General features: G+C 35.1%; 16 protein-coding genes and 1 tRNA gene. 14 read left to right on the forward strand and 3 right to left on the reverse strand.

Going from position 1 to position 20365, the window contains the following annotated elements:
* Nucleotides 1-6: 6 nt before the first annotated feature.
* The 3 genes from I6F43_RS12370 to I6F43_RS12380 form a co-directional block, all read right to left on the reverse strand.
* Nucleotides 7-1128, reverse strand: coding sequence for a FecR family protein (locus tag I6F43_RS12370; protein WP_197102584.1), 1122 nt, complete (start codon nt 1126-1128; stop codon nt 7-9).
* A 12-nt stretch (nt 1129-1140) separates the two neighbouring features.
* Nucleotides 1141-2466, reverse strand: coding sequence for a surface lipoprotein assembly modifier (locus I6F43_RS12375; protein WP_197102586.1), 1326 nt, complete (start codon nt 2464-2466; stop codon nt 1141-1143).
* Between the two features lie 482 nt (nt 2467-2948).
* Nucleotides 2949-3024, reverse strand: a tRNA-His gene (locus I6F43_RS12380).
* Nucleotides 3025-3308: 284 nt separating this feature from the next.
* On the opposite strand from I6F43_RS12380, the gene I6F43_RS12385 reads away from it, so the two are divergent.
* From I6F43_RS12385 to I6F43_RS12450, 14 genes are all read left to right on the forward strand, one after another.
* Nucleotides 3309-4127, forward strand: a complete 819-nt coding sequence (locus tag I6F43_RS12385; RefSeq protein ID WP_007582322.1) for a mechanosensitive ion channel family protein — start codon at nt 3309-3311, stop codon at nt 4125-4127.
* A gap of 185 nt (nt 4128-4312) precedes the next feature.
* Nucleotides 4313-5095: a DUF481 domain-containing protein gene (locus I6F43_RS12390; RefSeq protein WP_024593750.1), complete on the forward strand. Its 783-nt coding sequence runs from the start codon at nt 4313-4315 to the stop codon at nt 5093-5095.
* 122 nt (nt 5096-5217) lie between these two features.
* The gene (locus I6F43_RS12395) at nt 5218-7896 is read left to right on the forward strand and encodes an SLBB domain-containing protein (RefSeq protein WP_197102588.1); all 2679 of its coding nucleotides are present in this window, start codon (nt 5218-5220) and stop codon (nt 7894-7896) included.
* A gap of 50 nt (nt 7897-7946) precedes the next feature.
* A complete protein-coding gene (locus tag I6F43_RS12400; RefSeq protein ID WP_197102590.1) occupies nt 7947-8912 on the forward strand; it encodes a Wzz/FepE/Etk N-terminal domain-containing protein in 966 nt (321 codons plus the stop codon).
* 27 nt (nt 8913-8939) lie between these two features.
* Nucleotides 8940-10169, forward strand: coding sequence for an oligosaccharide flippase family protein (locus I6F43_RS12405; protein WP_197102592.1), 1230 nt, complete (start codon nt 8940-8942; stop codon nt 10167-10169).
* Nucleotides 10170-10173: 4 nt separating this feature from the next.
* Complete coding sequence (locus I6F43_RS12410; RefSeq protein ID WP_197102594.1) at nt 10174-11304, forward strand: polysaccharide pyruvyl transferase family protein; 1131 nt, start codon at nt 10174-10176, stop codon at nt 11302-11304.
* Nucleotides 11294-12451: a hypothetical protein gene (locus I6F43_RS12415; RefSeq protein ID WP_197102596.1), complete on the forward strand. Its 1158-nt coding sequence runs from the start codon at nt 11294-11296 to the stop codon at nt 12449-12451. Before I6F43_RS12410 ends, I6F43_RS12415 begins: the two co-directional genes overlap by 11 nt.
* The gene (locus tag I6F43_RS12420; RefSeq protein ID WP_197102598.1) at nt 12448-13527 is read left to right on the forward strand and encodes a glycosyltransferase; all 1080 of its coding nucleotides are present in this window, start codon (nt 12448-12450) and stop codon (nt 13525-13527) included. The genes I6F43_RS12415 and I6F43_RS12420 overlap by 4 nt, the downstream gene beginning before the upstream one ends.
* Complete coding sequence (locus I6F43_RS12425; protein WP_197102600.1) at nt 13524-14090, forward strand: acyltransferase; 567 nt, start codon at nt 13524-13526, stop codon at nt 14088-14090. Before I6F43_RS12420 ends, I6F43_RS12425 begins: the two co-directional genes overlap by 4 nt.
* Entirely contained in the window at nt 14087-15232 is a 1146-nt protein-coding gene (locus tag I6F43_RS20245; RefSeq protein ID WP_197102602.1) for a glycosyltransferase, read from the forward strand. The genes I6F43_RS12425 and I6F43_RS20245 overlap by 4 nt, the downstream gene beginning before the upstream one ends.
* Nucleotides 15232-16371, forward strand: coding sequence for a glycosyltransferase family 4 protein (locus tag I6F43_RS12435; RefSeq protein ID WP_197102604.1), 1140 nt, complete (start codon nt 15232-15234; stop codon nt 16369-16371). Before I6F43_RS20245 ends, I6F43_RS12435 begins: the two co-directional genes overlap by 1 nt.
* Entirely contained in the window at nt 16368-17282 is a 915-nt protein-coding gene (locus I6F43_RS12440) for a UDP-glucose 4-epimerase family protein (protein ID WP_197102606.1), read from the forward strand. Before I6F43_RS12435 ends, I6F43_RS12440 begins: the two co-directional genes overlap by 4 nt.
* A gap of 12 nt (nt 17283-17294) precedes the next feature.
* Entirely contained in the window at nt 17295-17843 is a 549-nt protein-coding gene (locus I6F43_RS12445) for a sugar transferase (RefSeq protein ID WP_197102608.1), read from the forward strand.
* 163 nt (nt 17844-18006) lie between these two features.
* Nucleotides 18007-19941, forward strand: a complete 1935-nt coding sequence (locus I6F43_RS12450; protein WP_197102610.1) for a polysaccharide biosynthesis protein — start codon at nt 18007-18009, stop codon at nt 19939-19941.
* The last annotated feature ends 424 nt before the right edge of the window (nt 19942-20365 follow it).

Below are 20365 nucleotides of genomic sequence, written 5' to 3' on the forward strand. Positions count from 1 at the left end.
ATGTGTTTATGGTTCTAATTTAAAAGAACCGCTAGCATTTACATCAGGATTATTTATTTCGTTAAGATTAAAGTTGCCAGTAATGTTGTCTAAGTCATTCAAAAATATTGCCTCAACATCGCCTTCGGCTTTATTGTTACCATGGGATGCAAATGTAACGGCTAGGTCAAGTTCGCTTAAATTTATTAAGCCGCTGTAGGCTGCATACCAATTTCCGTCGGCGTCATTAAAACTAATTTCGCCATCAGGCACTGTGCCATTATCAAAATCAACGGCCATAGTCATAGCAAAGTCAGTAACAGCACCCACACTCGAATTTACATTAAAGCTTGATGCTTCATAGTTAAATACACCTTGGCGCTGAGCTATTTGATCGACTAAAGACGCGCTGCTAACTGTTTGAAATTGTTGTTCAGAATATACATCCATAGCATCTGTATCTGTTTCAAAGGCATTTACTTCAACTTCAGTTGCAGCTACTTGCTCAGTTTCTTCTTCGTTGTCATCTTTAGGATCGATCGTTACAATATTTTGATCAAACACACGTGCCGCACGCGTCGTTTTTAATACTTCACCAGTGGCTGTAATTTGCGCAAACGAAAATGCTTCGTTATCACCCAAAGAAACTACGCTATTATTTTCTAAAGTTAGATCTATTGCGCCATCCCATACAGCTAAAAATACATTGCCTTCAACGAGCTGAACTTCAAAATGTGTTCCACGTATACCAATAGAGCCCACGGGAGTTTTTACACTATAAGAGCCGCCATTTTTTTTAATTACACCTGAAATAGAGCGTAAACCACCTTTAAGTAACTCAATAGAAGCAGAACCTTGTTGGGTATTATCATCAAATTCGTAGTTAGCAATATTTAGTTCTGAATTTTCTTTTAAAGCGATTAAACCACCATCCGACATTGAAAATTGCGCTTTGCTTTTCTCTCCGGTCGTAATGCGATCTACACCAAAAACGGTATCTCTGCGCTGCAACTGCCGTTGTTGTTCAGAGCTTCCATCAACCGCTAGTACAGAGCCTCGCGCTAAAATAGTTTTACCAGCAGGATCATTTGCTTGTGTATAAAAACTTACACAAAGTAAAGTGGTAATTACAGGGAGTAAATGTTTCATAAATACCTTAAATTAAAATGAGTAAGAAGCGCTTAAATTGATATCTAAACGGTCATATTCGAATAAAGAAATATTACTGGATTTATCTTGATAGTTGGCAGCCAACTGTATTGCTAAATCACGATTAACTAAATAGCGAACAGTGGTTGAGAGCATAAAGAGGTTATCGGCACGTTCTTGTAAAAATAAAGGGTGATCATCTTTATAATTAATCCATTGGTATCCAGCAAGAGATAACAACTGCCAATGTTGAGCTAGTTGAGTGTTCACTTGGTAGTACAAACTCGTAATATTACGGCTATTAAATTCACCTTCAGTAATATCGGCTTCTTCATTTTTAGCGTTAACACTTAAACTTTGAAACCATTGCTTAGTTGCATAGCTAGCTCCTGCGTTTATTGCATAAAACGAATTATCGAGCTTTTCATCAAATCTATTGTTTAAAACACCCGCAGTCGCAGAGCTAAATAAATTAACTTGTTTATTCAGATTATAACTAGCACCTGCTGTTAAAGCTGATTCAGTACGATAAAGATCGCCATCAAGCATTAATGGAGTCGTCGATATTTGTGCAAACCAACTTATGTCATTTTGTTTATATTGATAGGCAGCATTAATATGCGCATTTATACGATCGTATTGGCTGAGTTCTGCAAACTTGTACCACCCGGTATTAACGCTCAAAGTGATTAAACTTTTTTGATCTATAGGGTGAGAGTACTTTCCTCTGTAATTTAGTCGCGCATAGTTGTCTTGCGTACTTTTACTTTCTGGCGATAATAAAAATTCACCAATATTAGGAATTATAATCGTATTTTCTGCCGTACCCGCATTTACGTTGCCATCAACGCCAAGTGCAAGCTCAATATTTTGCTTATAAGAACGCCCAGCTTCTTGCTTTTTAAGTGTGGTTGTATCAAGTAACGACTGTGCCGAAGACTTTATGTTATTAGGTGTGTTAGGTGAGTTAATCAGTATTAAAGCTTGAGTATCGGCAGCAGGTAAATTATTAACGGTTAAATAAGCACGAACTAAGTACAAGCGAGCTTCATACCATCTAGGGTTGTTTTCAACCACGCGTTCAAAAGCAAATACAGCAGGTGCCGCATTTCCTGTTTTAAGCGCAGAGACCCCAAGTAAAAAATCATAAACAGGCTCACCTAAGTATTGAAATTCACTGTTACTTTTTTCGTAAGCCTGAGTATATTTCTTTTCAGAAACTAATTTTTGCAGTTCAATCAATAGATTATGATATTCATCATTGCTTTGAGCCAATGAGCTAAAATTTATTAAGGCCAAATAACTACATAGTAAATTTCTTAAAAGCTGTTTAATCATGCTTAATTTTATATCCCATAGGAAGTTTGATGTTTTGTAATAAAGTGATGTTATACCAATCTGCTTATATGTGAGGTCTATTTAACGTTAAGAAAATCACGCTAGAACTAGGCGAAAATTTTTGTATCTAGTTGTTCTAAATAAAAAATTTTTAACAACGTTTTAGTGAAATTTAATTCGTTAAGTTGCTCAAATATTTATGCAGGTTTGGTATTAGTACTAGAAATCTAGCACTTTTTGTACTTAAGTACAGCCAATGTAATCACATTGGTTAAATAAATGTTATTTAATTGCAGGCTAAATACTTGCTAATAAATCTTCAAGTTAAACTAATTAAAGGGGAGAGGTTGCTGATAAACTAATTTAGCTTAAAATATTAATTAATTTGGGTAATAAAGCTTGGGTATGCTGTATAGAATATTAAAAAATATAATTTAGGGGAATTATTAAAATATAAATAAGGGTATTACTAGGAGAAAAAGTGGGGCGATTGACGGGGCTTGAACCCGCGACAACCGGAATCACAATCCGGGGCTCTACCAACTGAGCTACAACCGCCACTACACACACCTTGTTTGGTGTGGCGCGCATAATACATAAAATAATAAATGTTGTGAAGTCTAAAAGTGAAATAAATTAAAATAATTTAAATAAACAAATTTAATCAGTGTTGAACAGCTAATATTTACGGGGATTAGGTAACATATTTGTCGCATAACTTTCGCGAAAAATCGAATATAGGCGACTTTAATAGTATTAATTCATTATTCTATGAGAATAAATTGTAAATTAATGTATAATAATGCTCGGAAAACGCTTAATAAAAAACATTTGGAGTAAATATGGATTCAGTACTTAATTGGCTTAACGATAACTCAGGCCTAATCTTACACTACGGTATACAAGCTGTTGTTGCGCTTGTTATCTTTTTACTTGGTAGTCGTATCGCTAAGTTTTGTTCTAACTTAACTGAAAAAGGTTTTGCTAAAAAGAAAGTAGATAAAGCTGTAGGGTCGTTTGTTTCAAGCATTGTGTACACACTTGTATTTGCTGTTACTATTTTAATGGCACTTTCGCAAATTGGTATTGAAACAACTTCGTTCATTGCTATTTTAGGTGCTGCAGGCTTAGCTGTTGGCTTAGCATTACAAGGTTCATTATCTAACTTTGCATCAGGCGTACTTATTATTTTACTTCGCCCATTCAAGTCTGGTGACTTTGTTGAAGCAGGTAATAAAATGGGTACTGTTAAGAAAATCGAAATATTTTCAACTGAACTTCGTACTCCAGATAATAAAGTAATCATCGTACCAAACTCTCAAATAATGTCAGGCGCTATTACTAACTTCTCGCGTGAGTCTACTCGCCGTATCGATTTAGTTATTGGTGTTAGTTACGATGCTGATTTACGTCAAGCAAAAGAAGTATTAAAATCTGTATTAGATGCAGAAACACGCATACTTAAAGACCCAGCTTATACAGTAGCTGTATCTGAGCTAGGTGATTCTAGCGTAAACTTTGTTGTTCGCCCTTGGGTTAACGCTGCTGATTACTGGCCTACTTACTGGTCATTAATGGAAAATATTAAAATTGCATTAGATGATGCAAATATTGCAATCCCATTTCCACAAATGGATGTTCATTTACACAAGCAAGACTAATTTTAAATAGTTATTTAATTAAAGTTATCTTTAATTGTTGTAGTGATAAAGCGGCTATTAGACATAAAATTTCATGCAGTATTTGCTGCATGAAATTTTTTACATTATTACTTAGCTGCTTTGCTTGCTCTAACAAGTAACGCTTTAATAAAATAGATATACATTTATACAAAGGTTATTTTTTAATGAAATTAAAGCTTTTATCAGTTTTAGTTGCAGCATCTGCTGCAACAAATGCATTCGCTGCAGACGCAGATCAAAAAACGTGGGAAGTTACCAGTGAACTTGGTGCTATTATCACAAGTGGTAATACAGAAACGACCACACTCAAAGGTGGTATTAAAGTACAGCACAACCTTGAAAACTGGAACAACGAATACAAACTAGACGGCATCTATAAAGAAGATGAAGTTGAAGATGCTAATGGCGACAAAAATAAGCAGCGCACTAATGAAAAGTACTCGATTTCAGCGCAAGGTAATTACAAATTAAATGAAGATCATTCTCATCTATTCATTTATGGTTCACACGTTTCAGATTATTTTGGAGCATATAGAAGTGAGTCAGTAATTTCTGCAGGTTACGGTCTACGTTTATTAAACGAAAAAACAATGTGGTTAAGTGCCGAAGTTGGTCCTGGTTATAAATATTTTGAATACCCAGATGACAGCTCTGAAATTGATGATAACGGTAACTCTCTTGCTGGCGAGTTTGAAGGCGAAGTAATTGCCTTAGGTAAATTAGATTACAACTGGCAAATTTCTGAGAGTGCACGTTTTACTCAATTAGTTGCTGTAGAGTATGGTGATACAAACACTAAAACTCGTTCAGAAACTGCATTGCTTGCAAAAATAAACGGCTCATTACAAATGAAAGTCGCTTTTAATGTCACTAACAACTCAGATGTTGCTGACGACAAAGAAAGCACTGACACAGAAACATCATTTACTCTGGTTTACAGTTTTTAACCAATGTAACTAAGTTAATGACACTAAAGTGACAAAAGGGACGAAAGTCCCTTTTTTATTTGCTCAAAATTAAGGTATTATAGCCACCAATTTTGGTTGTAGACCTAGGGATATACCTACTCGTGAAAGTTTTTACACAATTTATTAGTGCTTTTATTCTACTTTGTAGTTTTAGTACTTTGGCTTTTACGCCAACAGCATCTCAAATTGAGCAATTTAAAAAGCTGCCCAAAGCCCAGCAAGAGGCGCTTGCTAAGCAGTATGGTGTTGACTTATCAACAATCACAGGTGTTAATCAATCAAACGAAGAAACCAATAATCAGCAGCAATCAACTATTGGTGAACGTCCTGAAAAAGAAAAAGAAGATTTAACGGACGAAGAGCGCTTTAAACCAAAAACAGATGAACTGAAGCCGTACGGCTATGAGTTATTTGCAGGCGAACCAACAACCTTCATGCCAAGTGAAAATGCGGCAGTGCCCGATACCTATATAGTAGGTGCGGGAGATCAATTAAAAATTAACTTTTATGGTAAAGAAAGTGACAGCTTTGAAGTCATAGTTGATCGTGAAGGGCGTATTAGTATTCCTGATCTAAGCCCTGTAGAAGTTGCTGGTTTAACCTTTGCTGAAATTAAAGAACTAATAAAAGTTAAAGTAGAGCAGGAAGTTATTGGTGTAAAAGCCTTTATATCGCTTGGTCAACTTCGTAGCATGCGTATTTTAGTACTTGGTGAAGCCTATAAACCAGGAAGCTATAGCGTATCGTCTTTAACAACTGTATCACACGCTTTATTTGTAAGCGGTGGTGTGTCAGATATTGCTTCTCTGCGTAATATACAGGTTAAACGTGCAGGTAAAGTTATTACTAACTTCGACCTTTATGATCTACTGATCAAGGGTGATAGTAGTAACGATATAGTTTTAAAATCCGGCGATGTTGTATTTGTTCCCCCTGTAGGAGACCAAGTTAGAGTTGAAGGCTTAGTTAAGCGCCCTGCAATATTTGAGCTAAAAAAAGGCGAGACTGCAAGACAGTTATTAACTATGGCAGGTGGTCTTAAACCTGGGGCTTACACTAAAAATGTAGTGGTAGAGCGCTTTAATTTTGACCGAAAAGAAGTCCTCTCTGTCGATTTTTCCAAACCAAAAATAAACTACATACCTCAAGGTGGCGATCGAATTCGTTTTAATTCTATTAGTGCACAATATCAAAATTCAATTAGCCTAATTGGTGCAGTAGCACGCCCAGGTAATTATCAGTGGTATCAAGGTAAGCGTATTTCTGATGTTTTAAAATCAGTACGTGGGGACTTACTCCCACAAGCGGATTTAAGCTACGGCCTAGTTATTCGCGAAGTAAATATTAATGGTGATATAGAAGCGCACCAATTTGATGTAGCTCAAGCGATAATAAAGAATCCAGAAAATAACTTAACGCTAAAAGCCAATGACAAAATAATAGTATTTAGTCGTTTTGAAGAAAAAGAAGTCGAAAAATTAGCATTGGCCAACATGGCGCTCAGCCAAGAGCAGCAAGAGCAACTACAAAAAGCAGAGCAATGGCATAAGTTTGAGCAAAATGAGTTCGAAAAATACATTGGTATAAACCAAGAAGATGAAGAACTTGTTCTTGAAGATAATAAAATACTTACTATTGCTGAAATATCTAAAAGAAAAGCTAAAGAAGAGGCAGAACAAGAACTCAAGCCTGAAGATTACGCATTATTTAGTCGTCATAACTTACTTGATCCAATTATAGCTAAGTTTAAACAGCAAGCATCTGTGAGCCAAGCTATGCAACTTGTTGAAATTAGCGGTAACGTTACATTTCCAGGCATATACCCATTAATGGTAGGCGGTGACGTGCGTGATTTAGTAACAGCTGCTGGCGGGTTGCTAGAGTCTGCTTACGTAAAACAGGCTGAAATCACTCGGATTGTTGAAAGCGACGGCTCTCAAATTGAGCACTTACGCTTAGACCTTGAAAGCGCGATGCGCGGCGATTTACAAAGTAATATCACGCTGCAGAGTAAAGATAGTATCAATGTATTCGCCATCCCTAATTGGCAAGAAAACGTGAAAGTAGAACTTAAAGGTGAGCTTAGATTTCCTGGAACGTACACTATCCGTCGCGGAGAAACATTAACAGAGCTATTAGAGCGCGCAGGCGGCTTCTCTGAGTTTGCAGAGGAAAAGGCTGCTGTATTTACTAGAGCCTCTATTAAAGAGCAAGAGCAAGAGCAGTTAGCCCGCTTATCAACCGAGTTACGACGTGATATCGCATCAAAAAGCTTTCAAAACTCGGTAAGTAGCAACACTCTTACATATGACGAGATGAATAAGTTACTAAATGACCTAGCGAGTGTAGAAGCCGTAGGACGTTTAGTAATTGATCTACCGTTAATTGTAGATAATAAACAAAACTTAGTATTACAAGACGGTGATGTATTATATGTACCAAGTAAACGTGACTCTATCAGCGTTATTGGTGAGGTTAACTACTCCACATCACACTTATATAAAGCAGGCGTAAGTGTTGATGATTATATTGCCCTAAGTGGTGGTCTCAAAGAACGTGCCAATGAAGATAGCATTTATATAATTAAAGCCAATGGTTCAGTGAAAATACCAAATACAGGTGGCTGGTTTGCAGCTAATAATGCTGAGCAGTTAGAGCCAGGAGATACAATTGTTATCCCAATGGATGCAAGTCATATGGATAAGCTGACATTGTGGAGTACAGCTACGCAGATCCTTTATCAACTTGGTGTAGCGGTAGCTGCAATTGGTAGTTTGTAATAGGTATGTGTCATAACCTATTCAACTTAATTTTAGTTTAAGAGAAAAAAATGCCTGAAACTCTAAAGCAGCAAATAGCAACAAAAGATTCTGAAAAGAATCCAAGAATTGAGCATGAAATAGCACTAACAATGTTAGTTTCTATTGTTTGGAAGAAAAAAATATTAGTTATTTTTATAACACTATTATTTTCTTTAGCTGCAATATTTTACGCGGTCAATGAGCCAAATATATACAAATCAGAAGCCTTATTAACCCCTGTCGAAGCAGAAAGTGCCAGTGGTCTTTCTGCCCTCGCAGGGCAGTTTGGAGGTTTAGCTAGTTTGGCAGGAGTCAACCTTGGTGGTGGTAGTAACAAATCCCAATTAGCAGTAGAGGTTATAAAGTCTAGAAAGTTTACTAGTGGTTTTATCAGTAAGCATAATGTTTTAAAAGAGTTAATGGCTGCCAAAAACTGGGAGCCTTCAAATAATAAATTAATATATGATGAAGATATTTATAATGAGCAATCAGGTGAATGGGTACGTGAAGTAAGCTTCCCTTTAAATAAGAAACCATCGCTTCAAGAAGCTTATAAAGTATTTGAGGATGTTGTCAGTATAAAAACAGATAAAGAAACAGGATTGGTGACTATTTCTGTAACGCATGTATCTCCTTTTATTGCTCAAAAATGGGTTAACTGGTTAGTTGAAGATATAAATCAAGAAATGAAAGATCGAGATGTTGTAGAGGCTAATCGAAGCACTGAGTTCTTAACTAAGCAGCTAGAGGTTACAAATATTGCTGATATTAGATCGGTATTATACAAACTAATTGAAGAGCAAGCCAAAACAATAATGTTTGCTAATGTTAGAGACGAGTATGTATTTAATACAATAGATCCGGCACTAGCTCCAGAGCAGAAATATGGGCCAAAGAGGGCTCTAATAGTTATCATATTTACTCTTTTAGGCGGAGTCATAGGCTCATTAATCGTAATTTTTAACTATTATCGCAAAACAGAAAAAAATAATTAGTTTTGTGCTGAGGTTTAAAAGGTTTTAATGAATAATTTATATATCAGGATAGTATTATCCGCTTCTGTTTCAGTATTTGCTGCAGCAATAAACTTTATTCTTAACGTTTATATAGCACGAATATTTAAAGAAGAAGTTTTTGCCTCCTATAGCTTCTACATCTCTTTAGCTACCATAATTTCAGTGATTGTTTCATTAGGTATAAATCAATATCTATTGCTAAATATACCTAAAATTAATAAAGAGGCAATATCTGAAATTAGTAAAAAAGCTTATACGTCAGTATCATTATTTTTCTTACCCGTTATATTTATTACAATAGTATATTTGTATTTTAGAGGTGAGAATATTGCAGCTATATTGAGCTTTATTTTTATTTCTTACATCGCTTCAATTTTACTATTGAAGCAATCTATATACACGGCCCTTAAAAAAATTATCGTATATCAAATGTGCGATAAAGTTCTTAGAAACTCTTTTATACTAATAATGTTATTTTTTCTTTCTAATGAGCTTACGACTTTTTATGAATTAATAATGGTTGTTGCAGGTGGTTATTTTTTATCCTTTTTTGTGATGCAATTTAATTTAAATAAAAGCGAACGATATGATTTATCGAGTGATTTTTTTAAGTTTATAGATATAAAAAATTTAACTCCACTTTACTTTGTTTTTCTTACTACGACTTTAATGTCAAATGTGGATATATTGATTTTAGATAGCATAACTACAGAAAATAACGTTGCTGTTTTTTCTGCTTCACAAAAAATCGCACTATTAAGTGGTTTCTTTTTAAACGCAATCGCAAATATCTTAGTGCCATATTTTGTGAAAGAAAGCAAAAATAAGCAGGAGATTGGCCTTAAAGCTAAAATGTCGAGTCAGTTTGGGTTTGCTTCTATATCTGTATTTTTCGTTGCTATGTGCTTTCTAGGTGAGTGGGTGCTGAGTATTTTTGGTGAAGGTTATAAGACAGGCTATTTCATTATGCTTTGTCTGATCATAAATATTATGCTTAGTGCTCTTTATGGACAAACATTGACCTTAATGAAAGTAAAAAATGAAGGGAAATATTTAGCCAAGTTAATGATTTTCTCCATTGTAGTGAAATTTATTATTGTATATCCACTTTTTCTGTATTTTGGGGTTTTCGGTGTAGTGATTAGTTCAAGCATCTGTACTTTAATATGGAACCATTTCTCTTATTTAAAGTTAAAAAATAAGTATAGTATAAACACCCTAGTGTTTCAGAGGTAATATTATGAAGGTTCTTATTGTTGGTGCTGGAAAATCACCTAACGTTGGCGATCAGCTTATAGAAAAAGTATTGGGTTGGACGCTTCAAAATAAACTAGATGTTGATACCGTATCTTACTTTGATTTAGAGCAAGGTAAATATAATATTGATTATAAACAACCTGAAGTCAATATTGATGATATAAAAGAGAATGTTGAGCAGCAAAAAAAATATTATTTACCTAGGTTCATTAAAACACTTCTATCAATTAAGTGGTCTGATGAAGAGTTAATAAATTCTGTTAAGGATAATGATCTAATTATTATAGGTGGCGGTCACCTTTTAATTGATAACTATTGTTGTTTTTTATTGAATATTATTAGAGTCGCACGTATGGCTCAAAAGCATAACAAGAAAGTTGTTTTATGGTCTGTAGGAGTGGGTAGTAAACATACTTATATCTGGAAGCTTATAGCTAAAATGTTTATTAAGCATATACCTGTTTTCACTCGAGACTCTAAATCTTTAATTCGTGCTAAAAAGCTTGGCCTAAATACCCAAAATTATATTCTTGATCCTGCTTTTTTTGTGAACGAAATGGTCGTCCCTAAAGCCAACAAAGATACACTAGGTTTGTTCATTATGGATCCTTACGAAATGGTTAGGCATAGTGAAAACTTATACAAGAGGGAGGATATTGCATCTTGGTGGTTAGAGTTGATTAATATATTAAGCGATCAATATGACAAAATTACTATATACAATAATGGCTCCCTACAAGACGTTAAGTTCATACATAAATATCTCGTACCTAAAATAGACAATGAAAAAGTCCAAGTTCATCCTAGAGTATTGAGTGCTGACGAACTGATTGATTCAGTAAATAAAAATAGCTTAATTTTGGCTCAAAGATTACATGCTGTAATCCCTGCTTTAGCGTTAGACAAAATAGTCTACGCTCTGGAGTGGGACGAAAAGCTGACAAATATCTTAGCAGATTTAGGGCTACAGGAATTCCTATTGTCATATCAAATGGAGCCATCTCAGATTGCAAGTAAGCTAATTTCAAGCAAGCCTTATCTAAATACATTAGATGAACTAAAGCAAGCCTACTTACAGAACCTCAAAAGCGCAATAAAAGAAAATGATAAATAAAGCATCTTATGTATTGCTTGCAATAGGTTTATATTTTTTTCTCTTATATTTATCTGTAGTCAGTATGCCTATATCCATTGCTTTGATGGTATTTACACTCGTTTTTTTAACAGCAAAAGGTATCGTGACTGAGGAGACGAAATGGGCAATGTTCATTTTGGTTTCTCTGAATTTGATATACAACAGCTACAATTTTAGTCCAATCTCGGGTCCAGATGAGCTAGCTTTTGTAACAAACCTGCGAGAGTATAATATCAGTGAGTTACTTACTAATGAAATGAACCGTTTCTTAAGTGGCTTTGGGTTTATAAGCTCCAGAATTACGTTTTCAGCTTTCTTATCTTTTTTATTACCTTTAGATGATTTCTCTATAAATGAGTTCGTAATCATAATTTTAAATTGTTTTTTATGGTTTATGTCATGCCGGTATTACATGGTTTCATTGCATAACAATAAACATATAAAAGATATATCTCTAGGTTTCTTCTTTTTATTAGTTTCACCATCACTTCTGTATTGGGCATCTAACTTTGGTAAAGATGTTGCTGTTATCTCAATGTGCTTGTTTTCAGCATCTTTCTATATTAATAAAAAATATGCACTTTTTTGTTTCTTCTTGCTTCTTGCAATGCTATTGAGGCCGTATTCAATAATAATGGTATTTTGTTATGTTTTACCCTTCTGTTTTACTAATAGAAAATCATTTTTTTATGTTGCATGTATTATAGGTGTTTTTTTGTTAGGTACTGGGGGGTCTGTTATTTCATTAATTAACAGTATTATTGGGTTTATTTATTTCTTTTTAAGCCCAAACCCAATGAGTGCGTCAAATTGGGCTTTAATTAATGAAACCAATGATTTTCTCTTTTCCCCTCTAATAATGTTACTTGAATCACTTATTATTTTTTTACTCGTGGCGTATGGTTTAGTGTTCAGGAAGTATGACCGAAAGGTTGTTTTCAAAACATTTGTTGCTATTTACTGTTTGTCTATATGTTTAGTTGGTGTTGGCTTTACTAATATGGACAATAACAATATCCCACTAGCAATAGGTAGTCTCGGAGACAACTTTATTCGTAAGAAAATTATAGTTTGGCCATTAATCGCACTCTTATTTAGTACTTTTTATGCTAGGAAATATAAATGATGAAAGTAGCTCATATTATTAAGTCTTTAGATACTGGAGGCGTTGAAACTTGGTTAAAAGATTTAAGCTATATTACAGAGGATAAATTAGACTTCATTTTGCATAACAATAGTGCCAGCTACTATGAAGAAGAGGTAAAAGAGAACAGTGCTAAGATTACTCGAATTCCACTTCGACTTGGTATGCTTACTTTTTCAAAAAAGCTCTATAATTACTTTAAAAAAGAGAGCTTCGATGTTGTTCATTCTCATGTAAATCTAGCTAGCGGTTGGATGCTTTTTATAGCTTGGCTGGCTGGAGTACCTATACGCGTTGCTCATTGCCACAACGATAAACGTTCAGAATATAAAACTCATAACTTTAGTAAAAAGTTGTATTATTTTTTTGCTAAAGTTTTGGTGAATTTATTTTCAAATAAAAAAATAGCGGTGAGTAAAGATTGTGCACCTTCAATGTTTTATTCTTCATCTAAAGTAAATATATTGCCCTGTGGATTAAACTTAATAGCTAAGGATAAAAAGCTTTCTCGCTCTGATTTAGGTTTACAAAATGACGATATAGTTCTAATCCATGTTGGTCGTTTTGTACCTCAAAAAAATCATTTATTCTTACTCGATTTAATGACCCTATTAAAAAGTGAATCTAATTTTAAATTATTATTAATTGGTGATGGTAAAGGTTACGCAGAAGTAGAACAGATTATTAGCCAACGTAATTTAACGAATATAAAATTATTAGGTGTTAGAGGCGATGTGAAAGAGGTGATGAAATATACAGCTGACTTCTTTTTATTACCATCTAAGTTTGAAGGATTAGGGCTTGTGGCGGTTGAATCTCAATCAAACAATTTATTTACGTTAGTTTCCGACACAGTTCCAAAAGATGTGAAAATTTCAGATTACTTAGAGTTCTTACCTATAGATAAAGCTTCTACATGGAAGGAGAAGCTTCTAGAGCTTACAGCAAGTAAAGAACACATTAAAGCTAAAAGCCTTTCATTTGATAACAGCAAGTTCAGTATCGAAGAAAATTATAGACAGTTAACAGTTATATATTCAGAAAGTAAGGCGTTATGAACGGTCGTAAGCTATTCAAAAAATTTAAATATATATTCGTAATAATAAACTTTATATTGAGATTATTGCCTAAGTTTATTCGACGATTTTTATTTGATATAAGCACATCAATTCCTTTTAAAATTGGCATTGTAATTCGCTATGTGCTTTTTAAAAGCTTAGTTAAACAGTGTGGATATAATGTTTATATAGCTCGGTGGTGTATATTTAAAAATATAGATGAATTAGAAGTAGGTAATAATGTAAGCTTTCACGAATATTTCTATTTAGACGGCCAAGGTAAAATAACTATAAAGGATGATGTTTCTTTTGCTCACTCATGTAGCTTAATATCCTTTGAGCACTCATTCACAGATAAAAGTATAAAAATTAAGTATCAACCAATAATTTTAAAACCTATAAATATTGAAAGCGATGTTTGGTTTGGTTGTGGTGTGAGAGTGCTTGGTGGGAGTTGGGTTGGCGAAAGAACAGTAATCGCGGCCAATACTGTTACAAAAGGGCGCTTAGAAAAAAATGCTATTTATGCTGGTTTGCCAGCTAGGGAAATTAAAAAAATATGACGAGTATTGCATTTATACATGATCATAAGTTTTATACGAATGATAATCATGATGCTTATTCCGCTGGGAAGTTGTCTGTTAGCTCTTTTGATCGGTATTTCGAGCATTTTGATAAAATAAGTATCATATCGAGATTTATAAATATCAATGAAGTAAGTGTAGTGTTTGAAGAGTTAAATAAAGTAACCTCGGAAAATATAGATTTTATTCCCTTTGAAGATCAGTCTAATTTTAAAAACCGCTTTATCTTAAGAAATAAATATAAAGCGTTATTAAAAGAAAAATTAAAGAATGTAGATGCTCTCGTTATTAGAGTTCCCAGTGAAATAGGGTTCTTAGCCAGTGAGGTTGCCCTCCAACAGGGGATACCTTTCGTGTGTGAGGTAGTTGCCTGCCCTGCTGATGCGATGGATGGGTTTGATTCTATAAAAGCGAAGATTTATAAAAAAATTATTGTAAATGCAATGAGTAAATCTGTACTCAATGCATCTGGTGCAATTTATGTAACAGAACACTTTTTACAGAATAAATATCCAACAAACGGCTTTCAAACGAATGCATCAAATGTTGAAATAAACGCTATTAAAGACCCAAAAAATCTAGTAAATAAGAGTGAGTATGAAATTACCTTAACCGGTAATTTAGATAGTCATCATAAGGGTTATGATGTGCTTTTTAATGCATTAGATATTTTAGATAAAAAATTAAATACTAAGCTTTTAATTCACCTAGTTGGTCGAGGCACTTACTTTAAAAAAGAGTGTAATTACCAAAATATTGTAATTACATACCCAGGGGTATTAAATAAACAAGATTTATTTAATTTACTCGATAAATCAGACCTGTACATACAACCTAGTAACCAAGAAGGCTTACCTAGAGCCACTATTGAAGCAATGAGCAGAGCTCTACCTTGTGTTGTAAGTAACGCCGGTGGACTTCCTGAACTTATTAATCATAAGTATGTTCACGATAAACACTCACCTCAGGAACTAGCGGATAAAATATATAATATTTTAAATTCACACACTGACTACAACCAAGCTTCGCTTGATAACACTTTAAATGCACAAAAATATTTAACCTCAGAGCTTAAAGAGCGCCGTAGTCAATTTTATACCCAACTAAAGAGGTTGTGCTAATGTCTAAGCTTCTATTTATAGTTAATGTTGATTGGTTTTTTGTTTCCCATCGTTTACCAATTGCGCAAGAAGCTTTAGAGCAAGGATATGACGTTACGATAGCTTGCCATTTTACCGAACATGAGCAAGAGCTTGTAGACATGGGCTTTAATGTTGTTGAGCTGCCATTTACTCGAAGTGGTGGCAGCATCAGCAATGAATTAAAAACACTAAAAGCAATACGTGAGTTAATTGACCAGGAACAGCCGTCTGTTATTCATGCAGTAACAATAAAACCTGTTTTATATTCAGGGCTAATATTAAAAACTATTAAACTAAAAATACCATTTGTAGTTGCCATATCAGGCTTAGGTTATGTATTCACTGCAAACACTTTCAGAGCAAAGCTAACCAAATTCATAGCTTCTATGGTATACAAAGTTGCGCTAGCCCATAAAAGTAAAACAGTTATTTTCCAAAATAGATCTGACGAAAAAATACTTACAGATGTAGCTAAACTCAAAGCTAACGATAAAATACTTATTAAAGGCTCTGGTGCGGATTTATCTGTTTATAATCACATTACGGAAATAAACCGTCCACATATTAAAATTGCAATGGCATGTCGTTTATTACGCGAAAAAGGAGTTTATCAATATATTGAAGCTGCCAAAATAGTTAAGGCGCAGTTCCCTAATACACAGTTTTTGCTCATAGGAACTCCCGACTTAGAAAATCCAAATACAGTAAAGCAATCTGAAATTGATAAGTGGGTTAAGGAAGGGGTAATTGATTATTTAGGGCATCGTAATGACATTCCTGCAATTTTCTCAGATGCAAACATTGTTACTCTGCCTTCTTTTTATGGTGAAGGCGTACCAAAAGTACTGATTGAAGCCGCAGCATGTGGTAGAGCTATTGTAACAACTACAAATCCAGGTTGCAGTGACGCGATAATTAATAACGTAACAGGGCTAGCCGTTCCACCTATGGATGCGAAATCTCTTGCTGATGCTTTTATTAAATTAATAAATAACCCGAATGAACGTATAAAAATGGGAATTAAAGCCCGAGCATTTGCCGAGAAAGAGTTTGATGTTAAAGCTGTCGTGGATACGCACATCAAAATATATAAAGCATTGGTGGATAATAAACTATGATCGCTATAACTGGCTATAGTGGCTTTGTTGGCACAGAGCTTCTAAAAAAAATAAATACCGAAGAGTGTTTGTTACTAGGGCGCAAACCAATTTTGGGCAACTACAAACATCAATATTTTGACCTTAGTAACCCAGTTCAAGACTTAGACTTGAATGGAATTAAAGTTCTTGTACACTGCGCCGCTCGCGTACACATAATGGACGATAATTCTGCAAACCCAATAGATGAATTTAGAGCTGTAAATACAAAAGGTACGTTAAATTTAGCTACTCAAGCTGCCCAAGCTGGTGTTAAGCGATTTATATTTGTTAGTACTATTAAGGTAAATGGCGAAAGTACAACCGGTCGTACTCCTTTTAATGAACAAGAAAACGCCCCAGAAGATCCATACGGAGTTTCTAAAGCAGAGGCAGAGCAACAACTACTAGCTTTAGGGCAACAAGCTGGTATGGAAATAGTAATAATACGACCGCCTTTAGTATATGGCGAAGGAGTAAAGGCTAACTTTGCATCTTTAATGAGGTTGGTAAATAAAGGATTTCCTTTACCCTTTAGAGCGATAAATAAAAATAAACGAAGTTTAGTTTCTGTATATAATTTAGTTGATCTAATTAAGATATGTGTTGAGCACCCAGCTGCGGCTAATCAAGTGTTTTTAGTAAGTGATGATCATGACCTTTCTACTGCCGAAATGGTACAATTAATGGCTAAGGTACAGGGTAAGTCGAACTGGGCGCTCCCAGTACCGCCAGCGTTGTTTTCACTTGCTGGTGCAATTTTTGGTAAAAAACAGGTAGTCGATAGGTTAATAGGGTCGCTACAAGTAGATATCACTCACACAAAAATTACACTTAATTGGGCACCACCATATTCAGTTGAAGATGGTTTTAAGTTCTCAGCAAAAATTTAAATAGGTTAATTAATGATTCGTATACTCGACATTTTGTTTTCATTGGTAGGTTTAATATTTGCTATGCCATTTTTAATCATTCTATACGTAATAGGCTTATTCGATACAGGTTCGCCTCTATTTATGCAAGAGCGTGTTGGTCGTAATAAAAAACCTTTCACTTTAGTGAAATTTAGAACAATGAGTGTAGATACGGCCTCAGTTGCTAGCCATTTAGCAAGCACTGCATCTATAACACCGTTTGGTGGTTTTTTGCGTAAAACTAAATTAGACGAGCTACCGCAGCTTTGGAATGTACTTAAAGGTGAAATGAGTTTAGTTGGCCCTCGTCCAGGATTATTTAATCAAGAAGAGCTTACCCAAGCACGTGAGGCTAAAAATATATACAATGTTCGCCCGGGTATTACAGGTTTAGCCCAAGTAAACGAGATTGATATGTCTACACCTGAGCTACTGGCTCAGACAGATGAAAAAATGATTGCCACACTTAGCTTAAAGCACTACTTCACTTATATATTACAAACAGTCACAGGGAGTGGCAGTGGGGATAGAGTTAAATAGCTATACTCTCATACATAAATTTACAAAAAATAACCAAATACATAAAGACTATATAAATATTTACATATAGTCTTTAACTATTAAGTTCAATAGTTGTTCATCTTGTAGTAAAATTGTAATCAATAGAATAGTAGTCTTACTACTAGCTTCAGGGAAATGTATTGTGCCTTTAAAATTTTTAGTTAATTTGCCTCGTCCTCAAAAAAGAATTATTTCTCTCCTCATCGATAGCGTATTTATAATAGTGGCTTTTTGGCTTGCTTTTTTACTAAGGCTAGACAGCACAGCAGTTTTAAAAAACACACATACCTGGATTTTATTATCAGCCGTATTGCCGCTAAGTTTATTTAGCTTTGTAAAACTTGGGCTTTATAGAGCTGTATTGCGCTATATGAACACACAAGCGATGTGGGCAATTATTGCCGGTGTTTTACTTTCAACTGTTTATTTAACTATTTTATCCTTCTTTCTTAGTGCGCCAGTACCAAGAACAGTACCGTTTATTTATGCCAGCTTTTGTATTTTATTTGTTGGTGGTGCAAGGCTAACGGTACGAGCTGTAGTTGGTCAAATAACTATGCGCCGTAAAGAAGGTGTAATTATATATGGGGCTGGTTCTGCTGGTCGCCAATTAGCTACTGCCTTAGCAAATGGGCCAGAATATTCACCCGTCGCTTTTATAGACGACGACCCTAAAAAGCATTTATCGTTAATTCAAGGTATTTGTGTACATGCACCGTCGCAAATTGCTGAAATAGCAAAGCAAAAGTGTGCAAATAAAATATTATTGGCGCTACCAAGTACATCTCGAAGTCGTCGAAAAGAAGTCCTTAACGCAATAGAAAAATTTAAATTACAAGTTATGACTGTTCCCGGTATGGCAGATATTGTTGCAGGAACAACTAATCTTGATGAAGTAAAAGATGTTGAAATTGACGATCTGTTGGGCCGCGATTCAGTTCAACCACGTCAAGATTTAATGTCGGCGAATATAGCCAATAAAGTTGTAATGGTTACAGGTGCCGGCGGTTCTATAGGTTCTGAGCTTTGTAGGCAAATAGTAAAAAATAGTCCGACTAAATTAGTGCTATTTGAGCTTTCAGAGTTCGCGCTTTACGCAATTGAAAAAGAGTTATCAGAATTTTGTGCTAAAAGTGACTTAAATATTGAAATACTGCCAATACTGGGCTCTATTCAAAATAAAAAATTAGTTGAGTCAACATTTTCTACTTTTAGTGTTCAAACTGTTTATCATGCTGCAGCATATAAGCATGTACCATTAGTAGAACATAATGTTGTTGAAGGCGTACGTAATAATGTTTATGGCACCTATAATTTAGCAACTGCTGCCATATATACAAATGTAGAAACTTTTGTTCTTATATCAACAGATAAAGCAGTACGTCCAACAAATATAATGGGTACTACTAAGCGCATGGCTGAATTAGTGCTGCAAGGGCTATCTGAAATCCAAGATACAACACGCTTTACCATGGTGCGATTTGGTAATGTTTTAGGATCGTCTGGTTCTGTTGTGCCTCTGTTTAGAAAACAAATTAAAGCAGGTGGCCCAATAACACTAACCCATCAAGATATAACCCGTTACTTTATGACAATACCAGAGGCTGCCCAGTTGGTTATTCAAGCAGGTGCAATGGGAGTGGGTAGTGACGTGTTTGTACTTGATATGGGAGAGCCTGTTAAAATCAAAGATTTAGCTGTCAAAATGGTTCATTTATCAGGGCTTGAAGTTAAACATGCAAAACGCCCAAATGGCGATATAGAAATTAAGTGCACAGGATTACGCCCAGGTGAAAAACTCTTTGAAGAGCTACTCATTGGAGATAACGTTATTGGAACAGACCACCCAAGAATCCTAAGTGCACAAGAAGTTAAAATGCCTTGGTCTGAGCTCGATCCATTTTTAGATAAACTTAAAATTGCATGTGACGAGTCTGATCATCAAGAAATACGTAGGTTATTTTTAACAGCACCTACCGCTTTTTCACCCACTGATGGCATTTGTGATTTGAATTGGAAGCAAAAATTTAATAAGCAGACTAACGTTACAATTTTACCAAACGTAAGTGGCTCCTAAAGCGAATAGATTGCAATAGTTTGATCTCTGTAGGGAATGACGTACCTACGTGGATCTTTATCCTGGTGTATGCGTCCATGTAGGCGCCTTGCTTGCTGGCGCACTAAAAGCGCAGCTTTTACGTATTTATCAAATAGCGTGAGCCAGCTTCACGCCTTCGTGGATTTTTATCCTCGGTGTATGTGACCATGTAGGCGCCTTGCTTGCTGACGCTTTAAAAGCGCAGCTTTTATGTATTTATTAATTTGCGTGAGCAAGCTTCACGCCTACGTGTATTTTTATCCTCGGCGTATGTGGTCATGCAGGCGCCTTGCTTGCTGGCGCATTTAAAGTATCGTTTTACGTATTTATTAATTTGCGTGAGCAAGCTTCACGCCTACGTGGATTTTTATCCTCGGTGTATGTGTAGGCGCCTTGCTTGCTG

The organism is Pseudoalteromonas sp. NZS71_1, from assembly GCF_015864305.1.
Lineage (GTDB): Bacteria > Pseudomonadota > Gammaproteobacteria > Enterobacterales > Alteromonadaceae > Pseudoalteromonas > Pseudoalteromonas arctica.